Here is a 20031-nt window from a genome sequence, read left to right as displayed (position 1 = left end):
CATGCGCATCTGCTAACATCGGGGCAACTCGATGAAAGCCCGCCATGCCCGCCCAAGCACTTCCCTTCCGCAGCGCCACCCGGCTGCTGCCCCTGCTGCTGTCCGCCGTCCTCGCCGGCTGCGCTTCACTGCCTTCGCTGGAGAGCCGCACTCCCTCCAGCGTCATCACCGATACGGCACATACCCAGCTGGCCACGGCCATTGCGCCCATGGCGGCGCAGCATCCGGGCGTGTCCGGCATTTATCCGCTGGTCGATGGGCGCGACGCCTTTGCCGCGCGCGCCTTGCTGGCCGCCGCCGCCCAGCGCAGCCTGGACGTGCAGTACTACATCTGGCACAAGGACATCACGGGCACACTGCTGTTCGACGCCCTGCGCCAGGCAGCGGAGCGGGGCGTGCGCGTGCGCCTGCTGCTCGACGATAACAACACGGCGGGCCTGGACCAGACCCTGAGCATGCTGGGCAAGCAGCAGAATCTGGAGATCCGTCTGTTCAACCCATTCATTCCCCGCGCGCCGCGCGCACTGGCCTTTGCCGCGGATTTTTCCCGCCTCAACCGGCGCATGCACAACAAATCGTTCACGGCCGATAACCAGGCCACCATCGTCGGCGGACGCAATGTGGGCGATGAATATTTTGGCGCGGCCGGCGATGTGCTGTTTGCCGACCTTGACGTGCTGGCCATCGGCCCCGTCGTCGACGACGTGTCGCAGGATTTCGACCGCTACTGGAACAGCGCCTCTGCCTACCCGGCCAGACTGCTGCTGACCAGCCCTGTCGAGGGCGACGCAGCCACCATCGCCGCCGAAGCGGACCGCATCGACGATACCAAGGCGGCCGAGGAATACGTGCAGGCGCTGCGCACCTCGCCCTTCGTCAAGCAGATGATGGAACGCACCCTGCCCTTCGAATGGGCGCAGACGCGCATGGTCAGCGACGACCCGGCCAAGGTGCTGGACAAGGCCCGGCCAGGCACGGGCGTGGCGGACAACCTGCAAAACCTGCTGGGTGTGCCGGAAAAGGAAGTGGACCTGGTGTCGCCGTATTTCGTGCCCGGCAAATCGGGCACGCAAGCCTTTGCCGACCTGGCAAGAAAAGGCGTGGGCGTGCGCATCCTGACGAATGCGCTGGAAGCGACCGACGTGGCGGCCGTGCATGCCGGCTATGCGAAGTGGAGAAAGCCGCTGCTGGAAGCGGGCGTGCTGCTGTACGAGTCGCGCCGTTCATGGGAACGGGGCGATGCGCGCGAACAGCCGGGCCGCTTCGGCAGCTCCGCATCGAGCCTGCATGCAAAGACCTTTGCCGTCGATGATAGGCGCATCTTTGTCGGCTCGTTCAATTTCGATCCGCGCTCGATCGAATTGAACACGGAAATGGGCCTCGTCATCGACAGCCCCGCGCTGGCCAGCCAGCTGGGGCAAGCCATGCGCACCACGATCCCGCAGCGCGCCTACCAGGTGCTGCTTGGCGACGATGGCGCGCTGTACTGGCTCGCGCGCGACGCCAGCGGCGCCACCACGCGCTACGACACGGAACCGGGCACCAGCGTGTGGAAACGCATGGGGGTGGCGATTCTGTCGGTGCTGCCGATCGACTGGCTGCTGTAAGCGGCTTGGCCAACGATGTTGTCGGATTACGCGGCTTCGCCGCTAATCCGACCTACCGCACCGCTTCCGTCAACACCCGCCCTTCCGACGCCGATGGCTGGCGTATGCGCAGCAGATGGGCCAGGGTCGGCGCGATGTCGACCACTTCCGCGTACTGGCCATACGCGCCCGGCTTGATCCAGCGCGGGCCGAAGACCATCAGCGGCACGTTGGTGTCATAGGTGTACGGCGTGCCATGCGAGGTGCCGCCGCTGCCCTTGCCGAAGTACCAGGCCGGCTTTGTGACGACCATCAGGTCGCCCGACAGCTGGCGGTTCCAGGCGCGGCGCATCAGGGTGTCCATGCGCGTGGCGACGGCTCCCGTTTCCATCTGCGTGCGCGTGTAGACTTGCGCCAGGCCATCCTGCTGCAGCAGGAAGCGAGCCGCCGCGTCTTCCAGGGCGGCGCGATTGACGCCGCTCTTTTCCGCCAGCGCGTAATCGAGGTAGATATTCGGCAGCGACGACGCCGTCACCAGCTTATCGATGCCCAGGTTTGTCGCCAGGTGCCGGTTCAAGCCATCGACCAGTTTGGCGCCATCGATGCGCTTGGCCGAGAAGCCGCGCGTTTCAGCAAATTCCGGCACGTTGGCAAAGCCATGGTCGGCCGTCAGCACCACCAGCACATTATCCATGCCGACTTTTTTATCGAGGTCGGCAAAGAAGCCGGCCAGCATGCGGTCCAGGCGCTGCAGGTGGTCGTGCGACATCTTGCTTTCCGGGCCGTAGGCGTGATTCACATAATCGTGCGCGGACAGGCTCACACCGAGGATATCGGGCACGCCGGCCGGGTTGCGGCCCAGGTTCTCGCCATCGATGGCGGCGCGCGCGAATTCCAGGGTCAGTTCATCGAGGAAGGGGCCGGACTTCAAGCGGCTGTAGTACTCGCCATCGAGCTTGCCGCTGTCGCTGTAGTAGGCGAACGGGAAGGTGTTGCGCGTGCCCGGCTTGGCCGCCACAAGATCATCACGGGCGTCCCGCGCATAGGCCGAATCGGCCAGCAGCGGCGTCCAGCTCTTGCCATAGTAGCGGTCCTGCGGTTTGGCAGCCTGGTAGCGCTGCACCCATTGCGGATGCTGCTGCATGTAATAGGTGCTGCTGGCGAAATTGCCCGTCTTTTCCATGTACATATAGGCCGTGCCCGTTTTCCCGGCCAGCAGGATGGCGCCCCGGTCCTTGCCCGACACGGTGACGACCTTGGCCTGGTCGCCCGTGGAATAGCGCAGCTCGTCGCCCAGGGTGCTCACGCGCAGTTTCGTCGGCGCCGTGCCGTCGTCGGGCTGCGTGTCTTCGCCGATGTAATGGAAATTGCCATCTTCGGTGCAATACACGGATTTTTTCGTGACGGGATCGATCCAGTTATTGCCGATCACGCCATGCTGGTACGGATAGGCACCCGACAGCACGGCCGAGTGGCCGATGGCGGTGACCGTGATGCCATGCGCCTGGTGCGCATCGCTGAACCACGCGCCCTGCTCCAGCAGACGGCGGAAACCGCCCTGGCCGAACTGGTCGCGGTAGCGCGTCACCTGCTCCTGCGGCAAGCCGTCCACCACCAGCACCACCACCAGCTTCGGCTGCGCCGCGGTATTGGGAACCGCCTTGGCCGCATGCGCCTGGCACGCCGCCACGCCAGCCACCAGCAGCAGCGCCTGCGCCAGTTGCCGGGAAAGGGAAAAATGTTTCGTCATATCCGCTCATCAAAAGTTAGGCCACCGGGCAGCATACGCCGACTATATGACGCAATGATGACAAAAAGCAATACCATAAAAAAGGCCGGGCTCCATCGCTGGAACCCGGCCTTTGCCGAAACAGATGAAAATGCCGGACTTACTTGACCGTCACCTTGATGCTTTTGCTCAACTCCGGCCCATACGACTGATGCGCGCCGTTGGCGAACTGCATCGTCAGGGTGTACTGGCCCGGCGGCAAGGTGACGTCCGTTTCCGTCTGTCCTTTGCCGAAATGCAAATGCTTGTCATCCATGGGTATCATTTCGCCCGCCTTCATCGGCCCCATATTGATGAGCAGATGATGGTGGCCCGTCTTGGCCGTCATGTCGCCGGCCGGCTTGACGTCCATGCCGCTGACGGCAAACTTGACCTTGAACGGGCTCGTCACTGTCGCGCCATCGACTGGCTCGACGAACGAAACGGATTGCGCAAACGCGCTGGCAGCCAGCAGGCTGCCGGCGATTAGGGCTGCGGCTTGGCGCAGGAATACGGTGGTCAATTGCATGATGTCTCCTCTTGTTTAATAACAACACGGACTGCATGAAACCATATTCCTGCTGACACTGGCGCATGGGAGCGCCACATCCGACGTTTAATCGTTCTTGATGACGATGCTCGGGAACTTGCTCGTCATGTCCTTTGCCTTTTCCGCCACCTTGATGGCGATGGTGCGGGCGATCTGCTTGTAGATCACGGCGACGGGACCTTCCGGCTCGGCCACGACGGTGGGCGTGCCCGAATCCGTCTGCTGGCGAATCGCCATGGTCAACGGCAAGGCGCCGAGGAATTCCACACCGAAGTCCGCGCACATCTTCGCGCCGCCGCCGGCGCCGAAGATTTCTTCCGCATGGCCGCAGTTCGAGCAGATGTGCGTGCTCATGTTTTCCACCACGCCGAGGATCGGGATGCCGACCTTCTCGAACATTTTCAAGCCCTTGCGCGCGTCCAGCAGCGCGATGTCCTGCGGCGTCGTGACGATGACGGCGCCCGTGACTGGCACTTTCTGCGACAGGGTCAGCTGAATGTCGCCCGTGCCCGGCGGCATGTCGACGATCAGGTAATCGAGGTCGCGCCAGTTGGTCTGGTCCAGCAATTGCTGCAAGGCTTGCGTGACCATCGGGCCGCGCCACACCATCGGTTCGTCCGGATCGATCATGAAGCCGATCGACGACACTTGCAGGCCGTGGTTTTCCATCGGCTCCATGCTCTTGCCATCGAGGGTCTTCGGCTGGCCGCTGATGCCCAGCATCATCGGCTGCGACGGGCCATAGATATCGGCGTCCAGCACGCCGACGGTGGCGCCTTCGGCCGCCAGGGCCAGGGCCAGGTTGACGGCCGTGGTCGATTTGCCAACACCACCCTTACCGGAAGCGACGGCGATGATATTTTTCACGTTGCTCATCGGCTTCAAGCCGCGCTGCACCGTGTGCGAAATGATTTTCGACGACACGCCCACGCTGACATTGCCCACGCCCGGCAGCACGCGCAGGGCGGCCAGCACGGATTTGCGGATCAGGTCGATCTGGCTTTTCGCCGGGTAGCCCAGCTCGATGTCGAGCGAAATGTCATCGCCATCGACTTTCAGATTCTTGACTGTTTTACTGGAAACGAAATCTTTATGTGTATTTGGATCAATAACCTGGGCCAGCGCGGCCTTGACGTCTTCTACTGTGATGCTCATGTAAATCTCCGTGTGTACTACATATGTGCAATACGCGCAGTCTAGCGCAAATTTGCAGGGCGCGATGGCGGCAAAAGCAGCACTTGCCGGCGCCACATCTGCTCATATTGCCTTTCCGCTGTTAAAATGTCCTATTATCCATCCCAAAAGTGCATCAATCATGACTCGCAAGCTGTTCGTCACCACTGCCCTGCCTTACGCAAACGCCGCTTTTCACATTGGCCACATCATGGAATACATCCAGGCTGATATCTGGGTCCGGTTCCAGCGAATGCAACGCGATGGCGCAGCCGGCCGTGAAGTGCACTTTGTGGGCGCCGACGATACGCATGGCACGCCCATCATGATCGCCGCCGAAAAGGAAGGCATCACGCCGCAGCAATTCGTCGCCAATATCGCGGCCGGCCGCGCCCAGTACCTCGATGGCTTCCATATCGCCTTCGATAACTGGTACTCGACCGATTCGCCGGAAAACGTCGACCTGTCGCAATCGATCTACCGCAAGCTGCGCGATACGGGCCTGATCGTCACGAAAACCGTTGACCGCTTCTTCGATCCGGTCAAGGGCATGTTCCTGGCCGACCGCAACATCAAGGGCGAATGCCCGAAATGCGGCGCCAAGAACCAGTACGGCGACAATTGCGAAGTGTGCGGCGCGGCCTACCAGCCGACCGACCTGGTCAACCCGTTCTCCGTGTTTACCAATGCGACACCCGTGATGAAGCCGTCGGAACAGTATTTCTTCAAGCTGTCCGACCCGCGCTGCTTCGAATTCCTCAAGGATTGGCTCAACACGCCAGGCCGCTTGCAGCCTGAAATGGTCAACAAGGTCAGCGAATGGCTGGGAGAAGCGGGCGAAAAGCTGGCCGACTGGGATATCTCGCGCGATGCACCCTATTTCGGCATCCCGATTCCCGATGCGCCGGGCAAGTTCTTCTATGTGTGGATGGACGCGCCCGTCGGCTACCTGGCCAGCCTGAAAAACTATTGCGACAAGAAAGGCCTCGATTTTGACGCCCTCTTGAACGACCCGGCCACGGAACAAATCCACTTCATCGGCAAGGACATCGTTTCCTTCCATTTGCTGTTCTGGCCCGCCATGCTGAAATTTGCCGGCCACCCGGTGATCGACAAACTGAAAGTCAATGTGCATGGCTTCCTGACGGTCAACAACGAAAAGATGTCGAAGTCGCGCGGCACGGGTATCTCGCCGCTGCGCTACCTGGACCTGGGCATGAACCCGGAATGGCTGCGCTACTACATCGCCTTCAAGCTGAACTCGAAAGTGGAAGACCTGGACTTCAACGGCGACGACTTCGTGGCCCGCGTGAACAGCGACCTGATCGGCAAATACGTGAACATCGCCAGCCGCTGCGCCGGCTTCATCGCCAAGCGTTTCGACGGCAAGCTGGCATCCACGCTGTCGGAAGGCGCGCAAAGCTGGATCAACCGCGCGCTGACGGTGGACGTCAACGGCGTCATCGTCGAGCGCCAGGCCAGCATCGCCGCGCACTTCGAGAACCGCGAATTCGGCAAGGCCTTGCGCGAGATCATGGAAATCGCCGACATCACCAACCAGTATGTCGATGAAAACAAACCGTGGATCCTGGCCAAGGACGCGGACAAGACGGCCGAACTGCACGACGTGTGCACCACGGCCCTGATCCTGTTCCGCCAGCTGACGATCCTGCTGTCGCCTGTCCTGCCGGGCGTGGCGAAGAACGTGGCATCGTTCCTCAACGACGCCGAATTCACCTGGGCCGATACGCAAGTGTTCGGCGACGCCGTCTCGAACAGCATGCTGGGCCGTACCATCGGCGCCTACAGCCACTTGATGACGCGCATGGATGCGAAGATGATCGAAGCGCTGTTTGACGCGCCGCAAGCGGCCGCTGCCATTGCCGCACCGGCTGGCGACGCCGCGAACGACGCCGCAGCGGTCGCTGAAACACCGGCCTCCGCCATCGAGGATCTGGCGCCCGAAATCAAGATCGACGACTTCCTCAAGGTCGACCTGCGCATCGCGAAAATCGTCAACTGCGAACTGGTGGACGGCTCCGACAAGCTGCTGCGCCTGACCCTGGATGCGGGCGAAGGCCGCTTGCGCAATGTATTTTCGGGCATCCGCTCGGCTTACCAGCCGGAAGAGCTGGTCGGCAAGCTGACGGTGCTGGTGGCCAACCTGGCGCCGCGCAAGATGAAGTTCGGCATTTCGGAAGGCATGGTCATGGCCGCCTCCGCCGCCGACGAAAAGGCGAATCCGGGCATCTACATCCTGAACCCGTGGCCAGGCGCCGAACCTGGCATGCGCATCCGCTAAGCCACCACAAGGACCGATGATGAATATCGTGGTGCGCGAAGCAACGAATGCCGATGCACAGCTGATGGCCGAGCTGACCCGCGCCGCGTGGGCCGGCAAGGTGGCCGCCTCGTCCAGTGGACACCACGAGACGGCCCAGCAGGTGGAAGAGCAATTGCGCCACGGCGGCGGCTTTCTGTTGCTGATCGACGACATTCCAGCCGGCTCGCTGCGCTGGATGCCGCTCGACAGCGACCCCGCCATCTGGAAGATTTCACGCATGGGCGTGCTGCCCGCCTACCGGGGCAGCCACGTTTCGCAGCACTTGCTGGAAGCCATCATTCATCACGGCCTGTCGTGCCAGGCCGAGGAATTGCGCCTGGCCGTGCGGCGCGACCAGCGCAAGCTGATCGATTTTTATGCGGCCTTCGAATTCGACCTGGCCGAAGAACTGGAATATTCGCACGCCAACCCCGCCGAACCGGCGCCGATGGTGATGCGCCGTTTGTTGCGTTATTGATTTTTAGCAATTTCGCCCCCGGACTTGCCGATACAACAACCCGCCAAGCGGCACGGCGCGGTAAAATACGGCCGGCTGACCTTACCGATAAGACACTCAGAAGAGAATATGAAACTGCCTGCAAAACACAACAACTACGTATCCGACCACACCTTGTTCATCGCTGAGCTGAAGGCCAAGAACCCTGGCATGGAAGCGGGCCAGCAAGCGGGCCGCGCCCTGCTGTGGGACAAGCCGGCCGTCAGCATCGATGAGCAGGAACGCCAGCTGGCGTCGGCCGTCAAGCAACAGGCTTACGTTTACCAGAACAAGAACTAAGATCTGGAACCGGCACGATGTTGCCTGAAGAGTCTGCAGTCACGCCGGAAGCCGATGCTCCCGGCGCCGGCGCAGTCATCGAGTCGCCCCAACCTGTCGCTGAAGGCGACGGCAGCGGCGACCCTGCAACAAAGGTAACGGACGCGGCGCCCGCCGCCGACCCGCTGGGCATCGCCCGCCTGTATGGCGAGCCGATGATGCGCATGCCGACGGATTTGTACATTCCGCCGGACGCGCTGGAAATCTTCCTCGAAGCCTTCGAAGGCCCGCTCGACTTGCTGCTCTACCTGATCCGCAAGCAAAACTTCAACATTCTCGATATCCCGATGGCGCAGGTAACCCTGCAATATCTGAAATATGTCGACCAGATCCGCGTGCGCAACCTGGAACTGGCCGCCGAATATTTGCTGATGGCGGCCATGCTGATCGAGATCAAGTCGCGCATGCTCTTGCCTTCGCGCAAGAGCGACGTCGAGGAAGATGGCGGCGACCCCCGTGCCGAACTGGTGCGCCGCCTGCTCGAGTACGAGCAGATCAAGCTGGCCGCCTACGACCTGAATGCCATCCCGCAGTTCGAGCGCGATTTCGTGCGCACGCAGATTTTCATCGAGCAAAGCCTGACGCCCACCTGGCCCGACGTGGAACCGGTGGACTTGCAGCAGGCGTGGCTCGACGTGCTGAAACGCGCCAAGCTGACCCAGCATCACCGCATCAGCCGCCAGGAACTGTCCGTGCGCGAGCACATGTCGAGCATCCTGCGCCACTTGCAGTCGTCGCGCTTCGTCGAATTCAGCGAGCTGTTCGACATTGCCGGCGGCGTGCCCGTGGTGGTGGTCAACTTCGTGGCCCTGCTGGAACTGGCCAAGGAAACCCTGATCGAAATCACGCAGGCAGAACCGTTTGCCCCCATCTACGTCCGGCTGGCGTATTCGCCCGCCTGATATCCTTCCCTTTGTCACTGACCACCGTACAACGGGGTTTTAGCGAAAGCAATCCATGAAAATTATTTCCGACATCGAAGAATTGCGCGACCAGCTCAGCGGACAGCTGCGCACGGCGTTCGTCCCCACCATGGGCAACCTGCACGAAGGCCATCTGTCGCTGATGCGTCTGGCGCGCAAGCATGGCGACCCCGTCGTCGCCTCGATCTTCGTGAACCGCCTGCAATTCGGCCCGAACGAAGACTTCGAGAAATATCCGCGCACCATGGCGGCCGACATCGCCAAGCTGGAAAAGGAAGGCGTGTACGTGCTGTTCGCGCCCACGGAAAAGGAACTGTACCCGGAGCCGCAGGAATACCGCGTGCGTCCGCCTGATGACCTGGGCAATACCCTGGAAGGCGAATTCCGTCCCGGCTTCTTCGAAGGCGTGTGCACGGTCGTCACCAAGCTGTTCTCGTGCGTGGGTCCGCGCGTGGCCGTATTCGGCAAGAAAGATTACCAGCAGTTGATGATCATCCGTAACATGGCGCGCCAGTTCGCGCTGCCGACGGAAATCATCGCCGCCGAAACCTACCGCGCAGACGATGGCCTGGCCTTATCATCGCGCAATATGTACTTGTCGGAAAGCGAGCGGGCGGAAGCGCCGGAACTGTTCAAGGGCCTTAATTTCGTCGCCGAGGAAGTGCGCAAGGGTAACCTGGCCGTCGCTGAACTGGAACAGGCCAGCATGCAGCTATTGAACAGCCGCGGCTGGAAATCGGACTACATCGCCGTGCGCAAGCGCGCCAACCTGCAGGCGCCAAACGCCGCCGAACTGGCCGCCGGCGAACCGCTGGTGGTGCTGGCTGCCGCCAAGCTGGGCCAGACTCGCCTGATCGACAACCTGGAAATTTAAGCGCCATCTCCAAGCGTCACCTCGACGGGGCCATTCGGCCCCGTTGCTTTTTCTTACTTCTCCATCCCTACCAGCTTGAGTTCCGCAAACAGCGGCTTGTTGCTGCCGCGTGCCGCTTGCAACATGTCGTAGCTGGCCGCATCGAGCACGATTTCCTCTCCCGCCCACAGCTTGCGCTGGTGCGCAGGCAGCCTCAGGCTGCGCAGGATGGCCCGGACCTGGGCCGGATCGGCCGCCAGCAGGCGGATGGCGCGCGCATGGCGCTGCGTGCCCGTGAGTATCGGCAAGCCGCCCTCCGGGCCATTCTGGCTCAGGCTGACATAATCATGGCCGCCCACGCGGTGCAGATATGCATGCCGGCCATCAGCTTCGACAGGCAAGGGCGCGGCCGGTTCCTGCATTTCGACAGACGCGACAGGCGCAACGGCGGTTTGTTCAAGGCTCACGCCACAGGCCGCCAACAGGGCCGTGCTCAGGGCAAAAAATAATACGGGTGCTCGGCGCATCGTGCGCTCCTTCTTGTCGGGGTCGGGGACAGAGGTGGAATACTGCAGCGATCATGGGCCAAATTATTTGACGTGTAAAGTTAACTTTAGGAAATATTTCATTCCTTTGCGCAATAACTTATGCTTGGCGGGATCTTGCCTGTCCCTACCCGGCAAGCCCAAAACAATTGTTAATGAAATTTGTACACTGAAACCATCAATACTATCTTTATCTATGAATCAATAAAGATCACAATGGCTGCACTGGCTCGCAGCGATAGCATGCGGGCTTCCCACCACGACAGGAGAGCAGCCATGAACACCACATCCACCCCCGCCAGGGTCGCCATCGTCACAGGTGCCTCGCGCGGCATCGGCGCGGCCATCGCCCGCCGCCTGGCACGCGACGGCATGCAGGTCGTCGTCAATTACGCCAGCGGCAAGGATGCGGCGGATGAGCTGGTGGCGGCCATCGTGGCCGGCGGCGGCGCCGCCATCGCCGTCCAGGCCAACGTGGCTGATGCGGGCGAGGTGCACGCGCTGTTCGATGCGGCAGAAGCAGCCTTTGGCGGCATCGACGTACTGGTCAACAACGCCGGCATCATGCCGCCCATGCTGCCGGCCCTGGCCGACACGGACGATGCCACCTTCGACAGCCTGTTCGCCATCAACGTCAAGGGCAGCTTCAACACCATGCGCCAGGCGGCGACGCGCTTGCGCCACGGCGGCAGCGTGGTCAACTTCTCCACCAGCGTGATTGGCCTGGCCCTGCCCGGCTATGCCGTCTACGGCGCCACCAAGGCGGCCATCGAGACGATGACGAATATCTTTGCCAAGGAATTACGCGGCAAGAACATCACCGTCAATGCCATCGCCCCCGGCCCCACGGCCACGGCGCTATTCTTGAACGGCAAGACGGAAGAAACGATACAGCGCATGGGCAAGATGGCGCCCCTGGAACGCCTGGGCACGCCGGACGACATCGCCGCCGCCGTGGCTTTCCTGGCAGGACCGGATGGCCGCTGGGTGAATGGACAAACGTTACGCGCGAATGGCGGCCTGGTCTGAGTTTTTTGCGGACAAAAAAAACGCTGCCAATTCGCACTGGCAGCGTTTTTTTTGATAACGGTCAAACCTGGATTAAGCGCCGGCTTTTTCCAGCTTCTCGAAAATCTTGTTCAGCTTTTCATCGAGGGTCGCGGCCGTGAACGGCTTGACGACATAACCGCTGGCGCCAGCTTGCGCGGCGGCGATGATGTTTTCTTTTTTCGCTTCGGCGGTCACCATCAGCACGGGCAGCTTGGCCAGTGCCGGATCGGCGCGGATATGCTGCAGCATCGTCAGGCCATCCATGTTTGGCATGTTCCAGTCCGAAACGACGAAATCGTACGATTCCGCGCGCAGCTTGGCCAGGCCCATCACGCCGTCTTCCGCCTCATCGACGTTGGCATAACCCAGTTCCTTCAACAGATTCCGGACAATGCGGCGCATCGTCGAAAAATCGTCAACGACTAAAAATTTCATCTTTGGATCAGCCATGAATAACTCCGTTGTTTCTGTAGCGGTTTGTTAATAATATCGACATGAATGCCGACATTATGGTCGACACTACGGCAGCAAGTTGTAGGATAGCATTTTCGTTGCTTTTAGGCGAACAAACTTGCCTCAGATCATATAAAACGTGGCTTACACGCGCAAAGCACGCATGCCATGCGCAGCCAGGTGTCCCAGCACCATGCCAGGCAACGCCGTCAAAGCGCCGACCTCATGCGTAGCACCGACAGCGATCGCCTCGCGCGGCATGCCGAACACCACGCAACTGGCTTCATCCTGCGCAAAATTATACGCTCCTGCGGCCTTCATCTCCAACATGCCTTGCGCGCCATCCTTGCCCATGCCGGTGAGGATCACGCCAACGGCATTTTTACCGGCCGATTGCGCGGCCGAACGGAACAGCACATCGACCGATGGGCGGTGGCGGTTCACCGGCTCGCCCTGGTCGATCTTGGTCATGTAATTGGCGCCGCTGCGCGTCAAGGTCAGGTGCGAATGGCCGGGCGCGATATAGGCGTGGCCCGGAAGTACCCGTTCGCCGCCTGCCGCTTCCTGCACCGATATCTTGCACAGCGAATCGAGGCGGCGCGCAAACGAGCGCGTAAAGCCTTCCGGCATGTGCTGCGTGATCAGGATGCCGGGGCAATCGGAAGGCATCTGCATGAGAAATTCGCGGATCGCTTCCGTGCCGCCTGTGGACGCGCCCACGATGATCAGCTTTTCGCTCGACGTCAATGGGCTGCGCAGCGCAGGCAGCGGTGCAGCCACCTTGTCGCTGGCCGACGGCAGGGTGCGCGCGCGGATGCGCGCCTTCGAGGCGGCGCGGATCTTGTCGGCGATCATGTCCGTGTACTCGCGCATTCCACTCTGGATGGAAATCTTCGGCTTGGTGACGAAATCGACGGCGCCCAGTTCCAGCGCGCGCATGGTGATTTCCGAACCGCGTTCGGTCAGCGACGACACCATCAATACCGGCATCGGACGCAAGCGCATCAGCTTCTCCAGGAAATCGAGGCCATCCATCTTCGGCATCTCGACGTCGAGGGTCAGCACGTCGGGGTTGGTCTGCTTGATCATCTCGCGTGCCACCAGCGGATCGGGCGCCGCGCCCACCACTTCCATGTCGGGCTGGCTGTTCACGATTTCCGTCATCACGCTGCGGATCAGCGCCGAATCATCCACGATCAATACTTTGATCTTCATAGTTATCCTTCCAGGCCTTGCGGCCCTTATTCTTTATTAAATTAGTACACCGGACAAAACCATCGCAGGCCGCAAAGCACGGCGCGCAGCAGGTTTGCTCTGGTGTTATCAGAACAGTTCGACCTCGCCGCCCACCGGCGCAACTTTCAAACGGCTGGCGTAATCGAGTTCGCGGCGTACCAGCGTATCGTTATGCGTCTGCATCAGCTTTTTCACCAGCACCTTGCCGCTGCGGGGGAAAAAATACACCTTGCGCGGGTGGATGTCGTTCAGGTCTTCCGCCACCACGCGCATCTTTTCCGCCTTCAGGTAATTGATGACGAAGGCCGCATTGCGCTCACCCACGTTGATCGCCGTGAAGCCGCGCAGCACGGCGCCGCCGCCGAACACTTTCGCTTCCATATTCTCGCGCCGCGCGCCCGCCTTCAGCAAATCGTTGATCAGGATTTCCATGGCGTAGGTGCCATAGCGCATCGATGCGGAAATCGGGCTATTCGGATCGCTGCCGCCATCGGGCAGCATGAAGTGGTTCATGCCGCCCAGGCCCGTGACGCGGTCGCGGATGCAGGCCGAGACGCAGGAGCCGAGCACGGTGACGATCAGCATGTCCTTGTTGGTAAAGTAATACTCACCAGGCAAGATCTTGGCGGCGTCACAATTGAACGTCCTGTCGTAATAGACGTTAGTGGCAAATTGCTCTTTGGATTCCAGGCTCATATTTCACTCTCATGTACGATGCGACGATGCCTTGGGCGCGGCGCCCCGAGGCTGATCGAGCTCATAGACTGTTTTACCGCGCAGCTTCAATGAATCCGACACGTACAGGAAATTCTCCGAATGGCCCGCGAACAGCAGGGCATCCGGCTTCATCAACGGCACAAAGCGCGACAGGATCTTGCGCTGCGTCGCCTTGTCAAAATAAATCATCACGTTGCGGCAAAAGATGACGTCGAACTGGCCTGTCAATGGCCAGCTGTCGGCCAGCAGGTTGAGCGGCTTGAAAGTGATCATCTGGCGCAGTTCCGGGCGCACCCGCACCTGTCCCTCCCGATCGCCCTTGCCGCGCAAGAAAAAGCGCCGCGCACGGTCGGCCGGCATCTTGTCGAGCCGGTCCAGGTTGTAGACGCCATTGGCGGCCGTGGCCAGCACGTTCGTGTCGATGTCCGTGGCGATGATGGTGACCGGCGGCGTGAGCGTATTGAACGCCTCGCACACCGTCATGGCGATCGAATACGGCTCCTCGCCGGTGGAACTGGCCGAACACCAGATGGTGATCGGCCCGCTCAGTTTTTTCACATGCTCGGCCAGCAGCGGGAAGTGATGCGCCTCGCGGAAGAACGACGTCAGGTTGGTCGTCAGCGCATTCGTGAACGCTTCCCACTCGTCGCCCATGCGGCCAGCTTCCAGGTCGTCCAGGTAACGGACGAACGAGGAAATGCCGGTCGCGCGCAGGCGCCGCGCCAGGCGGCTGTAGACCATCTCCTGCTTGCTGTCGGCCAGCGCGATGCCGGCCCGCTTGTAAATCATGGCGCGGACCCGTTCGAAGTCCTTGCCAGTGAAATCAAATTCCTTGACCGAATCCGTTTTAGTTTGCGGCATTTTGTTTTTACCTCTCTATGACTACTCTGACCAATGCCTTTGCAAGTATAACTAGCGGGACCGGGTTGGCGTCAGAACTCTTCCCAATCGTCGCCGCCGGCCGCCGCCAGCTTTTTCGCGGGCGGTGGCGTGCCGGCTTGCGCCGTCGTTGCCAACCGCCGTGTCGTTGCCGCCACGCTCGGCGCCGGCCGCGCCGCCGCCTTGACTACTGGCGCGGGTACGGGCACGGCTGCCTGCGTCGCGCTCTCGCCATCGAGCTTGAAGATGCTGACGGCGTCGGCCAGTTTCTGCGCCTGGTCCTGCATGCTTTCGGCCGCCGCCGCCGCTTCCTCGACCAGCGCCGCGTTTTGCTGCGTCATCTGGTCCATCTGCGCAATGGCCTGGTTGACCTCTTCGATGCCGTGGCTCTGTTCCTGCGTTGCCGCCGTGATCTCGCCCATGATGTCGGCTACCTGCCGGATCGACGTGACGATCAGGCCCATGGTCTGCCCCGCCTCGTCCACCAGGCGGCTGCCGGCATCGACCTTGTCGACCGAGTCGCCGATCAGGCCCTTGATCTCTTTCGCCGCGCCAGCGGAGCGTTGCGCCAGATTGCGCACTTCCGACGCCACCACCGCAAAGCCGCGTCCCTGCTCGCCTGCGCGCGCCGCTTCGACGGCCGCATTCAAGGCCAGGATATTCGTCTGGAACGCGATGCCGTCGATGACGCCGATAATGTCGACGATCTTGCGTGAACTGTCCTTGATTGAACCCATGGTATCGACCACTTGCGCCACCACCTTGCCGCCCTGCTCCGCCACCGACGATGCCGACACGGCCAGCTGGTTGGCCTGGCGCGCGTTGTCCGCGTTCTGTTTCACGGTCGACGTCAGCTCTTCCATCGACGATGCCGTCTCTTCGAGCGAACTGGCCTGCGTTTCCGTGCGCGCCGACAGGTCCGCATTGCCGCTGGCGATCTCGCGCGACGCCACGGTGATGGTGTCCGTCCCATTGCGCACGTCGCTGACCGTCTGCACCAGGCTCTCGTTCATGTCCTTGAGCGCCTGCTGCAAGGCGCTCGTTTCATCCTTGCCTTCGACCACCACGCGCGACGTCAGCTCGCCGGCAGCGACCTTCTGCGCCACCGCCAGGGCGCCGGACAATGGCACCGTGATCGAGCGCGTGATGAAGATGGCGCACCAGGCGCCGATCGCCACCGCCGCGCCGCCCAGGATGAACAATACCGTCATCAGGCGCGCATCGGCCGCCAGCGAGTCGTCCATGAAGCTTTGCTGCGCCACGTGCTGCAGTTCGAGCAGCTTGTTGATATCGGCCAGCGTCGTCTTGTTCAAGGGGTCGATGCGGGTGGCAATCACCTTCGCCGCGCCCTCGCTGTTAAACGCCAGCACCTGTCCCATCGCTTCCTTGAAGGCCGCATCGACATCGCCGTCGACCTTGGCGATATTGGCCAGCAGCGCCTTCTCGCCCTCGGACAGGCCCAGGCTGGACAGCTTGCCGCGCGCGCCGTCGTACAGCTTGCGCTGCTCGCGCACCTTGCCCTCTTCCGCCTGCATCAGCCCCACATCGCCCTGCAGGCCGATATTGCGCATGGCGATGCCGGTTTCCAGCATCGCGCTTTTCATCAGCGATGCCTGCGTATTCTTTTCGCTTGCCAGCTCCAGGCCCGTGAGCAACTGGGCCTTGTTACGGTAATTCAGTGCATTCGCCGAAACGATCACTACCACCAGGATGGCGAGGATGCTGCCAAAACCTATCCCCAGCCGGGTGCCTATCTTGAAATCGCGCAAACTCATTACAGTCTCCAATATTTATGTGAACGGCGCCCGTTCAACCGGACGGCGCCGTGTTGTGGCCTGGTCTCTGACGGACCTTGCAGCCTGCCGGCGCGCCTCTGCTCGCGCCGGTACATGCATATCTGTAGTGATTCTTTGCGTGCCAAAACGGCGGCGCACCGGGCGCCGCCTTGCTGCCATGCGGCCGTTTACGCCGCCAGCTTGTCGATCAGGCCCATCTCGCTGCTCGACATCAGCTTGTCGATGTCGACCAGGATCAGCATGCGCTCGTCGATGGTGCCCAGGCCGATCATGTAGTCGGTCGAGAAGGCGGTGCCCATTTCCGGCGCCGGTTTCACCTGCTCCGGCGTCAGGGTGGTGACGTCGGAAACGCTGTCGACCACCATGCCGACGATGCGGCCGCCGATGTTCAGGATGATCACGACCGTGAACTGGTCGTACACGGGCGTGCCCAGGTTGAACTTGATGCGCATGTCGACCACGGGGATGATGATGCCGCGCAGGTTGATCACGCCCTTGATGAATTCAGGCGCGTTGGCGATGCGGGTGACCGCTTCGTAACCACGGATTTCCTGGACCTTCAGGATATCGATGCCGTACTCTTCGGAGCCCAGCGTAAAGGCCAGGAATTCACGGCCGGCGATGTCCTTGCCGTCGCCCGCATTGCTTCCGGATGTTTGTTGAGTATCTGACATGGTGCGTTTTCCTATCTTTATCTATCGGTATTACGAAAAAATGGACTCGTCGGCCAGCTGGCGAGAGGAACGGATCAGGGCGGCGACATCGAGAATCAGCGACACGCCGCCATCGCCCAGGATGGTGGCGCCGGAAATGCCCACCACCTTGCGGTAATTCGATTCGAGGTTTTTCACCACGACTTGCTGCTGCCCCACCAGGTCGTCGACGAACAGGGCCGCCTTGCGCCCTTCCGTCTCGAGGATCACGCAGATGCCTTCCGAGGGACTGGTAAAGCGCGGCGCGATGTCGAACATCTGGTACAGCGGAATCAAAGGCAGGTATTCGCCGCGCACCTTCACCACCTGGCCTTTACCGCTGATGTCCTTGATATCCTCAACGGCCGGCTGCAGGGATTCGATGACAAAGCCCAGCGGCAAAATATACACTTCGTCGCCGACTCTGATCGACATGCCGTCCAGGATGGCCAGGGTCAGCGGCAGCGAGATGGAAATCGTCGTGCCGAAGCCCTTCGCCGAACGGATGTCGACGACGCCGCCCATGGCGCTGATATTGCGCTTGACGACATCCATGCCCACGCCGCGGCCCGACACGTCGGTGACCGCTTCGGCGGTGGAAAAGCCGGGCGCGAAGATCAGCTGCCACACGTCGGCGTCGCTCATCGTCTCGGACACGTCCAGACCCTGCTGCGCGGCCTTGGCCAGGATGCGCTCGCGGTTCAGCCCCGCGCCGTCATCGGACACTTCGATGATGATGTTGCCGCCCTGGTGGCTGGCCGAGAGGAACAAACGGCCCGCCTCGGTCTTGCCGGCTGCCACGCGGGCGGCGGGCATTTCCACGCCATGGTCGATGCTGTTGCGCACCAGGTGCGTGAGCGGATCGACGATGCGCTCGATGAGGCCCTTGTCCAGTTCCGTGGCGGCGCCGTTCGTGATGAAATCGACCTTCTTGCCCAGTTTCGTGGCCAGGTCGCGCACCATGCGCGGGAAGCGCGAAAAGACGAAATCCATCGGCATCATGCGGATCGACATCACCGCTTCCTGCAAGTCGCGCGTATTGCGCGTCAGGTGGCTGACGCTGTCGAGCAGCTTTTCATGCAGCATTGGGTCGAGCGCGCTGGCGCGCTGCTCGATCATCGCCTGCGTGATCACCAGTTCGCCCACCAGGTTGATCAGCTGGTCGACTTTCTCGATCGAGACGCGGATCGACGACGATTCGGCGCCAGCCTTGTCGCCCTCTTTCTTGGCCGGTTTCTTTTCCTGCTCCGCTTCGGCCACGGCGCTGGCCACGGCCGGCGCGGCGGCAGCGCTGGCGTTGCCCGCCTTGGCCGCGTCGGCGCGAATCTGTTCCAGGGGCTGGAAGAAGCCATAGCCCTGTTCGGCGTCGCTCTGCACGCCAGCGGCGGCGCGGATATCCTCGAGCGGCTGGAAAAAGCCATAGCCAGGATCGGATTGACCCTGCGCACCAGGCGCGCCTGGCAGCGGGTCGAAGAAACCGTAGCCCTGGGCTTTTTCCTGCGCCGCGCGGACCGCATCGGCTTCGCCTGGCGCCAGTGGCGGCGCCTGCGTGATCACCATGTCGTCCGGGTTGAGCACGAACGAGCAGATGGCCAGGATATCGTCCAGGCTTTCATGCGTCGTCACTTCCAGCACCTTGCGCGCGTCGGGCAAGGCGGACACGGCGACGTCGCCCAGCAAGCCCAGTTCGGCCGCCAGCGCATCGACTTCGCGCGGCTCCATTGCCGGCAGTTCCAGGCGGATGCGATGGCCGCCGGCATGGCTGACGGCGGCCTTTTCCGCCGTATGGAAGGCTGGCGCGACGGGCGTGAGCGCGGCCACGGGCACATCCTGCGAAAACGACTGCAGCATCATGCGCACATTGGCCACGGCATCCTGATCGACGGCGCTGCCCAGGCGATGGCCGTCGAGCTGCATCTTGAGGATATCCTTGGCCGCCAAAAAGGCGTCGACATGTTCCGCCGTCAGAGCCATCTGGCCCTGGCGGATGCGGTCGAGCAGCGACTCGAGGATGTGCGTGACCTCGCTCATGTCGGAGAGGCCGAACGTCGATGCGCCGCCCTTGATCGAATGGGCGGTGCGGAAAATGGCATTCAGGTCTTCGGCGTCGGGCGCCGCAATATCAACGGCCAGCAGCAGCCGTTCTTTTTCAGCCAGCAGTTCTTCGGCCTCATCGAAAAAGACCTGAAAAAACTGGCTAATATCGATGGTCATAGGGTGACTCCGTCAATTGCATCGTTGTGCTGCGCGGCTGGCATCAGCCGATCACCTTCTTGACCACTTCGATCAGGCGTTGCGGATCGAAGGGCTTGACCAGCCAGCCATTGGCGCCGGCGGCACGTCCCTTCGACTTCATCTCGTCCGACGACTCCGTCGTCAGCATCAGGATGGGTACCTTCTGGTAGGTCGGCAGTTCGCGCAGCAGCTTGATCAGCTCCAGGCCATCCATGCGCGGCATGTTCTGGTCCGTCAATACCAGGTCCACGGTTTGCAGCTTGGCTTTTTCCAGTCCATCCTGGCCGTCGACGGCCTCCACCACCTGGTAACCGGCGGCTTTCAGGCTGAACGCCACCATCTGGCGCAATGAGCTGGAATCGTCCACTGCAAGTATCGTTTTGGCCATCTTTGCTCCCACTTATTCCGGGCATCCTG

At 61.6% G+C, this 20031-nt stretch carries 19 protein-coding genes; 7 read left to right on the top strand and 12 right to left on the bottom strand.

The window, feature by feature from the left end:
- The first annotated feature begins 44 nt into the window (after positions 1–44).
- The gene (locus LSO07_RS10870) at positions 45–1607 is read left to right on the top strand and encodes a phospholipase D family protein (RefSeq protein WP_151093866.1); all 1563 of its coding nucleotides are present in this window, start codon (positions 45–47) and stop codon (positions 1605–1607) included.
- A 52-nt stretch (positions 1608–1659) separates the two neighbouring features.
- Here the strand turns inward: LSO07_RS10870 and LSO07_RS10865 are convergent, their stop codons facing one another.
- The 3 genes from LSO07_RS10865 to apbC form a co-directional block, all read right to left on the bottom strand.
- The gene (locus LSO07_RS10865) at positions 1660–3336 is read right to left on the bottom strand and encodes an alkaline phosphatase family protein (RefSeq protein ID WP_151093864.1); all 1677 of its coding nucleotides are present in this window, start codon (positions 3334–3336) and stop codon (positions 1660–1662) included.
- Between the two features lie 139 nt (positions 3337–3475).
- Positions 3476–3883: a DUF4399 domain-containing protein gene (locus LSO07_RS10860; RefSeq protein WP_151093862.1), complete on the bottom strand. Its 408-nt coding sequence runs from the start codon at positions 3881–3883 to the stop codon at positions 3476–3478.
- 87 nt (positions 3884–3970) lie between these two features.
- Positions 3971–5059 carry an iron-sulfur cluster carrier protein ApbC gene (apbC, locus tag LSO07_RS10855; protein ID WP_151093860.1) on the bottom strand — a complete coding sequence of 363 codons (1089 nt, stop codon included), beginning with the start codon at positions 5057–5059 and terminating at the stop codon, positions 3971–3973.
- Between the two features lie 160 nt (positions 5060–5219).
- On the opposite strand from apbC, the gene metG reads away from it, so the two are divergent.
- The 5 genes from metG to panC all read left to right on the top strand — a co-directional run bounded on the left by metG (position 5220) and on the right by panC (position 10032).
- Entirely contained in the window at positions 5220–7379 is a 2160-nt protein-coding gene (gene metG, locus LSO07_RS10850) for a methionine--tRNA ligase (RefSeq protein ID WP_099393082.1), read from the top strand.
- A 19-nt stretch (positions 7380–7398) separates the two neighbouring features.
- Entirely contained in the window at positions 7399–7878 is a 480-nt protein-coding gene (locus tag LSO07_RS10845; protein ID WP_034778216.1) for a GNAT family N-acetyltransferase, read from the top strand.
- Positions 7879–7986: 108 nt separating this feature from the next.
- A complete protein-coding gene (locus LSO07_RS10840) occupies positions 7987–8196 on the top strand; it encodes a DUF3460 family protein (protein WP_034778041.1) in 210 nt (69 codons plus the stop codon).
- Between the two features lie 17 nt (positions 8197–8213).
- Positions 8214–9137: a segregation and condensation protein A gene (locus LSO07_RS10835; RefSeq protein WP_034778039.1), complete on the top strand. Its 924-nt coding sequence runs from the start codon at positions 8214–8216 to the stop codon at positions 9135–9137.
- Between the two features lie 55 nt (positions 9138–9192).
- Positions 9193–10032: a pantoate--beta-alanine ligase gene (panC, locus tag LSO07_RS10830; RefSeq protein ID WP_034778037.1), complete on the top strand. Its 840-nt coding sequence runs from the start codon at positions 9193–9195 to the stop codon at positions 10030–10032.
- Between the two features lie 53 nt (positions 10033–10085).
- On the opposite strand, the gene LSO07_RS10825 is transcribed toward panC, so the two are convergent.
- Positions 10086–10538, bottom strand: a complete 453-nt coding sequence (locus tag LSO07_RS10825) for a hypothetical protein (protein WP_139144204.1) — start codon at positions 10536–10538, stop codon at positions 10086–10088.
- Positions 10539–10832: 294 nt separating this feature from the next.
- Here LSO07_RS10825 and LSO07_RS10820 point away from each other — a divergent pair, with 294 nt between their 5' ends.
- Entirely contained in the window at positions 10833–11585 is a 753-nt protein-coding gene (locus tag LSO07_RS10820; RefSeq protein ID WP_191909620.1) for an SDR family oxidoreductase, read from the top strand.
- A 72-nt stretch (positions 11586–11657) separates the two neighbouring features.
- On the opposite strand, the gene cheY is transcribed toward LSO07_RS10820, so the two are convergent.
- From cheY to LSO07_RS10780, 8 genes are all read right to left on the bottom strand, one after another.
- On the bottom strand, positions 11658–12056 hold the full coding sequence (gene cheY, locus LSO07_RS10815) for a chemotaxis response regulator CheY (protein WP_010396677.1): 399 nt from the start codon (positions 12054–12056) through the stop codon (positions 11658–11660).
- 147 nt (positions 12057–12203) lie between these two features.
- Positions 12204–13274: a protein-glutamate methylesterase/protein-glutamine glutaminase gene (locus LSO07_RS10810; RefSeq protein WP_034778028.1), complete on the bottom strand. Its 1071-nt coding sequence runs from the start codon at positions 13272–13274 to the stop codon at positions 12204–12206.
- A 108-nt stretch (positions 13275–13382) separates the two neighbouring features.
- On the bottom strand, positions 13383–13991 hold the full coding sequence (gene cheD / locus LSO07_RS10805; RefSeq protein ID WP_034758343.1) for a chemoreceptor glutamine deamidase CheD: 609 nt from the start codon (positions 13989–13991) through the stop codon (positions 13383–13385).
- Between the two features lie 9 nt (positions 13992–14000).
- On the bottom strand, positions 14001–14873 hold the full coding sequence (locus LSO07_RS10800) for a CheR family methyltransferase (protein WP_034778025.1): 873 nt from the start codon (positions 14871–14873) through the stop codon (positions 14001–14003).
- A gap of 71 nt (positions 14874–14944) precedes the next feature.
- Positions 14945–16666, bottom strand: coding sequence for a methyl-accepting chemotaxis protein (locus LSO07_RS10795; protein WP_151093856.1), 1722 nt, complete (start codon positions 16664–16666; stop codon positions 14945–14947).
- A 188-nt stretch (positions 16667–16854) separates the two neighbouring features.
- Positions 16855–17361: a chemotaxis protein CheW gene (locus tag LSO07_RS10790; protein ID WP_034758356.1), complete on the bottom strand. Its 507-nt coding sequence runs from the start codon at positions 17359–17361 to the stop codon at positions 16855–16857.
- Positions 17362–17391: 30 nt separating this feature from the next.
- Complete coding sequence (gene cheA / locus LSO07_RS10785) at positions 17392–19593, bottom strand: chemotaxis protein CheA (RefSeq protein ID WP_151093854.1); 2202 nt, start codon at positions 19591–19593, stop codon at positions 17392–17394.
- 43 nt (positions 19594–19636) lie between these two features.
- Entirely contained in the window at positions 19637–20002 is a 366-nt protein-coding gene (locus LSO07_RS10780) for a response regulator (RefSeq protein ID WP_034758362.1), read from the bottom strand.
- Positions 20003–20031: the final 29 nt, after the last annotated feature.

Origin of the sequence: Janthinobacterium sp. PLB04, assembly GCF_021165895.1 — a bacterium.
GTDB lineage: Bacteria > Pseudomonadota > Gammaproteobacteria > Burkholderiales > Burkholderiaceae_D > Janthinobacterium > Janthinobacterium lividum.
This window is presented reverse-complemented; position numbering and strand designations above follow the sequence as displayed.

What these genes read in the sequence shown, in the direction of transcription:
- LSO07_RS10870 (WP_151093866.1), top strand. Translation starts at nt 45, where the DNA reads ATGCCCGCCCAAGCACTTCCCTTCCGCAGCGCCACCCGGCTGCTGCCC.
- LSO07_RS10865 (WP_151093864.1), bottom strand. Translation starts at nt 3,336, where the DNA reads ATGACGAAACATTTTTCCCTTTCCCGGCAACTGGCGCAGGCGCTGCTG.
- LSO07_RS10860 (WP_151093862.1), bottom strand. Translation starts at nt 3,883, where the DNA reads ATGCAATTGACCACCGTATTCCTGCGCCAAGCCGCAGCCCTAATCGCC.
- apbC (WP_151093860.1), bottom strand. Translation starts at nt 5,059, where the DNA reads ATGAGCATCACAGTAGAAGACGTCAAGGCCGCGCTGGCCCAGGTTATT.
- metG (WP_099393082.1), top strand. Translation starts at nt 5,220, where the DNA reads ATGACTCGCAAGCTGTTCGTCACCACTGCCCTGCCTTACGCAAACGCC.
- LSO07_RS10845 (WP_034778216.1), top strand. Translation starts at nt 7,399, where the DNA reads ATGAATATCGTGGTGCGCGAAGCAACGAATGCCGATGCACAGCTGATG.
- LSO07_RS10840 (WP_034778041.1), top strand. Translation starts at nt 7,987, where the DNA reads ATGAAACTGCCTGCAAAACACAACAACTACGTATCCGACCACACCTTG.
- LSO07_RS10835 (WP_034778039.1), top strand. Translation starts at nt 8,214, where the DNA reads ATGTTGCCTGAAGAGTCTGCAGTCACGCCGGAAGCCGATGCTCCCGGC.
- panC (WP_034778037.1), top strand. Translation starts at nt 9,193, where the DNA reads ATGAAAATTATTTCCGACATCGAAGAATTGCGCGACCAGCTCAGCGGA.
- LSO07_RS10825 (WP_139144204.1), bottom strand. Translation starts at nt 10,538, where the DNA reads ATGCGCCGAGCACCCGTATTATTTTTTGCCCTGAGCACGGCCCTGTTG.
- LSO07_RS10820 (WP_191909620.1), top strand. Translation starts at nt 10,833, where the DNA reads ATGAACACCACATCCACCCCCGCCAGGGTCGCCATCGTCACAGGTGCC.
- cheY (WP_010396677.1), bottom strand. Translation starts at nt 12,056, where the DNA reads ATGGCTGATCCAAAGATGAAATTTTTAGTCGTTGACGATTTTTCGACG.
- LSO07_RS10810 (WP_034778028.1), bottom strand. Translation starts at nt 13,274, where the DNA reads ATGAAGATCAAAGTATTGATCGTGGATGATTCGGCGCTGATCCGCAGC.
- cheD (WP_034758343.1), bottom strand. Translation starts at nt 13,991, where the DNA reads ATGAGCCTGGAATCCAAAGAGCAATTTGCCACTAACGTCTATTACGAC.
- LSO07_RS10800 (WP_034778025.1), bottom strand. Translation starts at nt 14,873, where the DNA reads ATGCCGCAAACTAAAACGGATTCGGTCAAGGAATTTGATTTCACTGGC.
- LSO07_RS10795 (WP_151093856.1), bottom strand. Translation starts at nt 16,666, where the DNA reads ATGAGTTTGCGCGATTTCAAGATAGGCACCCGGCTGGGGATAGGTTTT.
- LSO07_RS10790 (WP_034758356.1), bottom strand. Translation starts at nt 17,361, where the DNA reads ATGTCAGATACTCAACAAACATCCGGAAGCAATGCGGGCGACGGCAAG.
- cheA (WP_151093854.1), bottom strand. Translation starts at nt 19,593, where the DNA reads ATGACCATCGATATTAGCCAGTTTTTTCAGGTCTTTTTCGATGAGGCC.
- LSO07_RS10780 (WP_034758362.1), bottom strand. Translation starts at nt 20,002, where the DNA reads ATGGCCAAAACGATACTTGCAGTGGACGATTCCAGCTCATTGCGCCAG.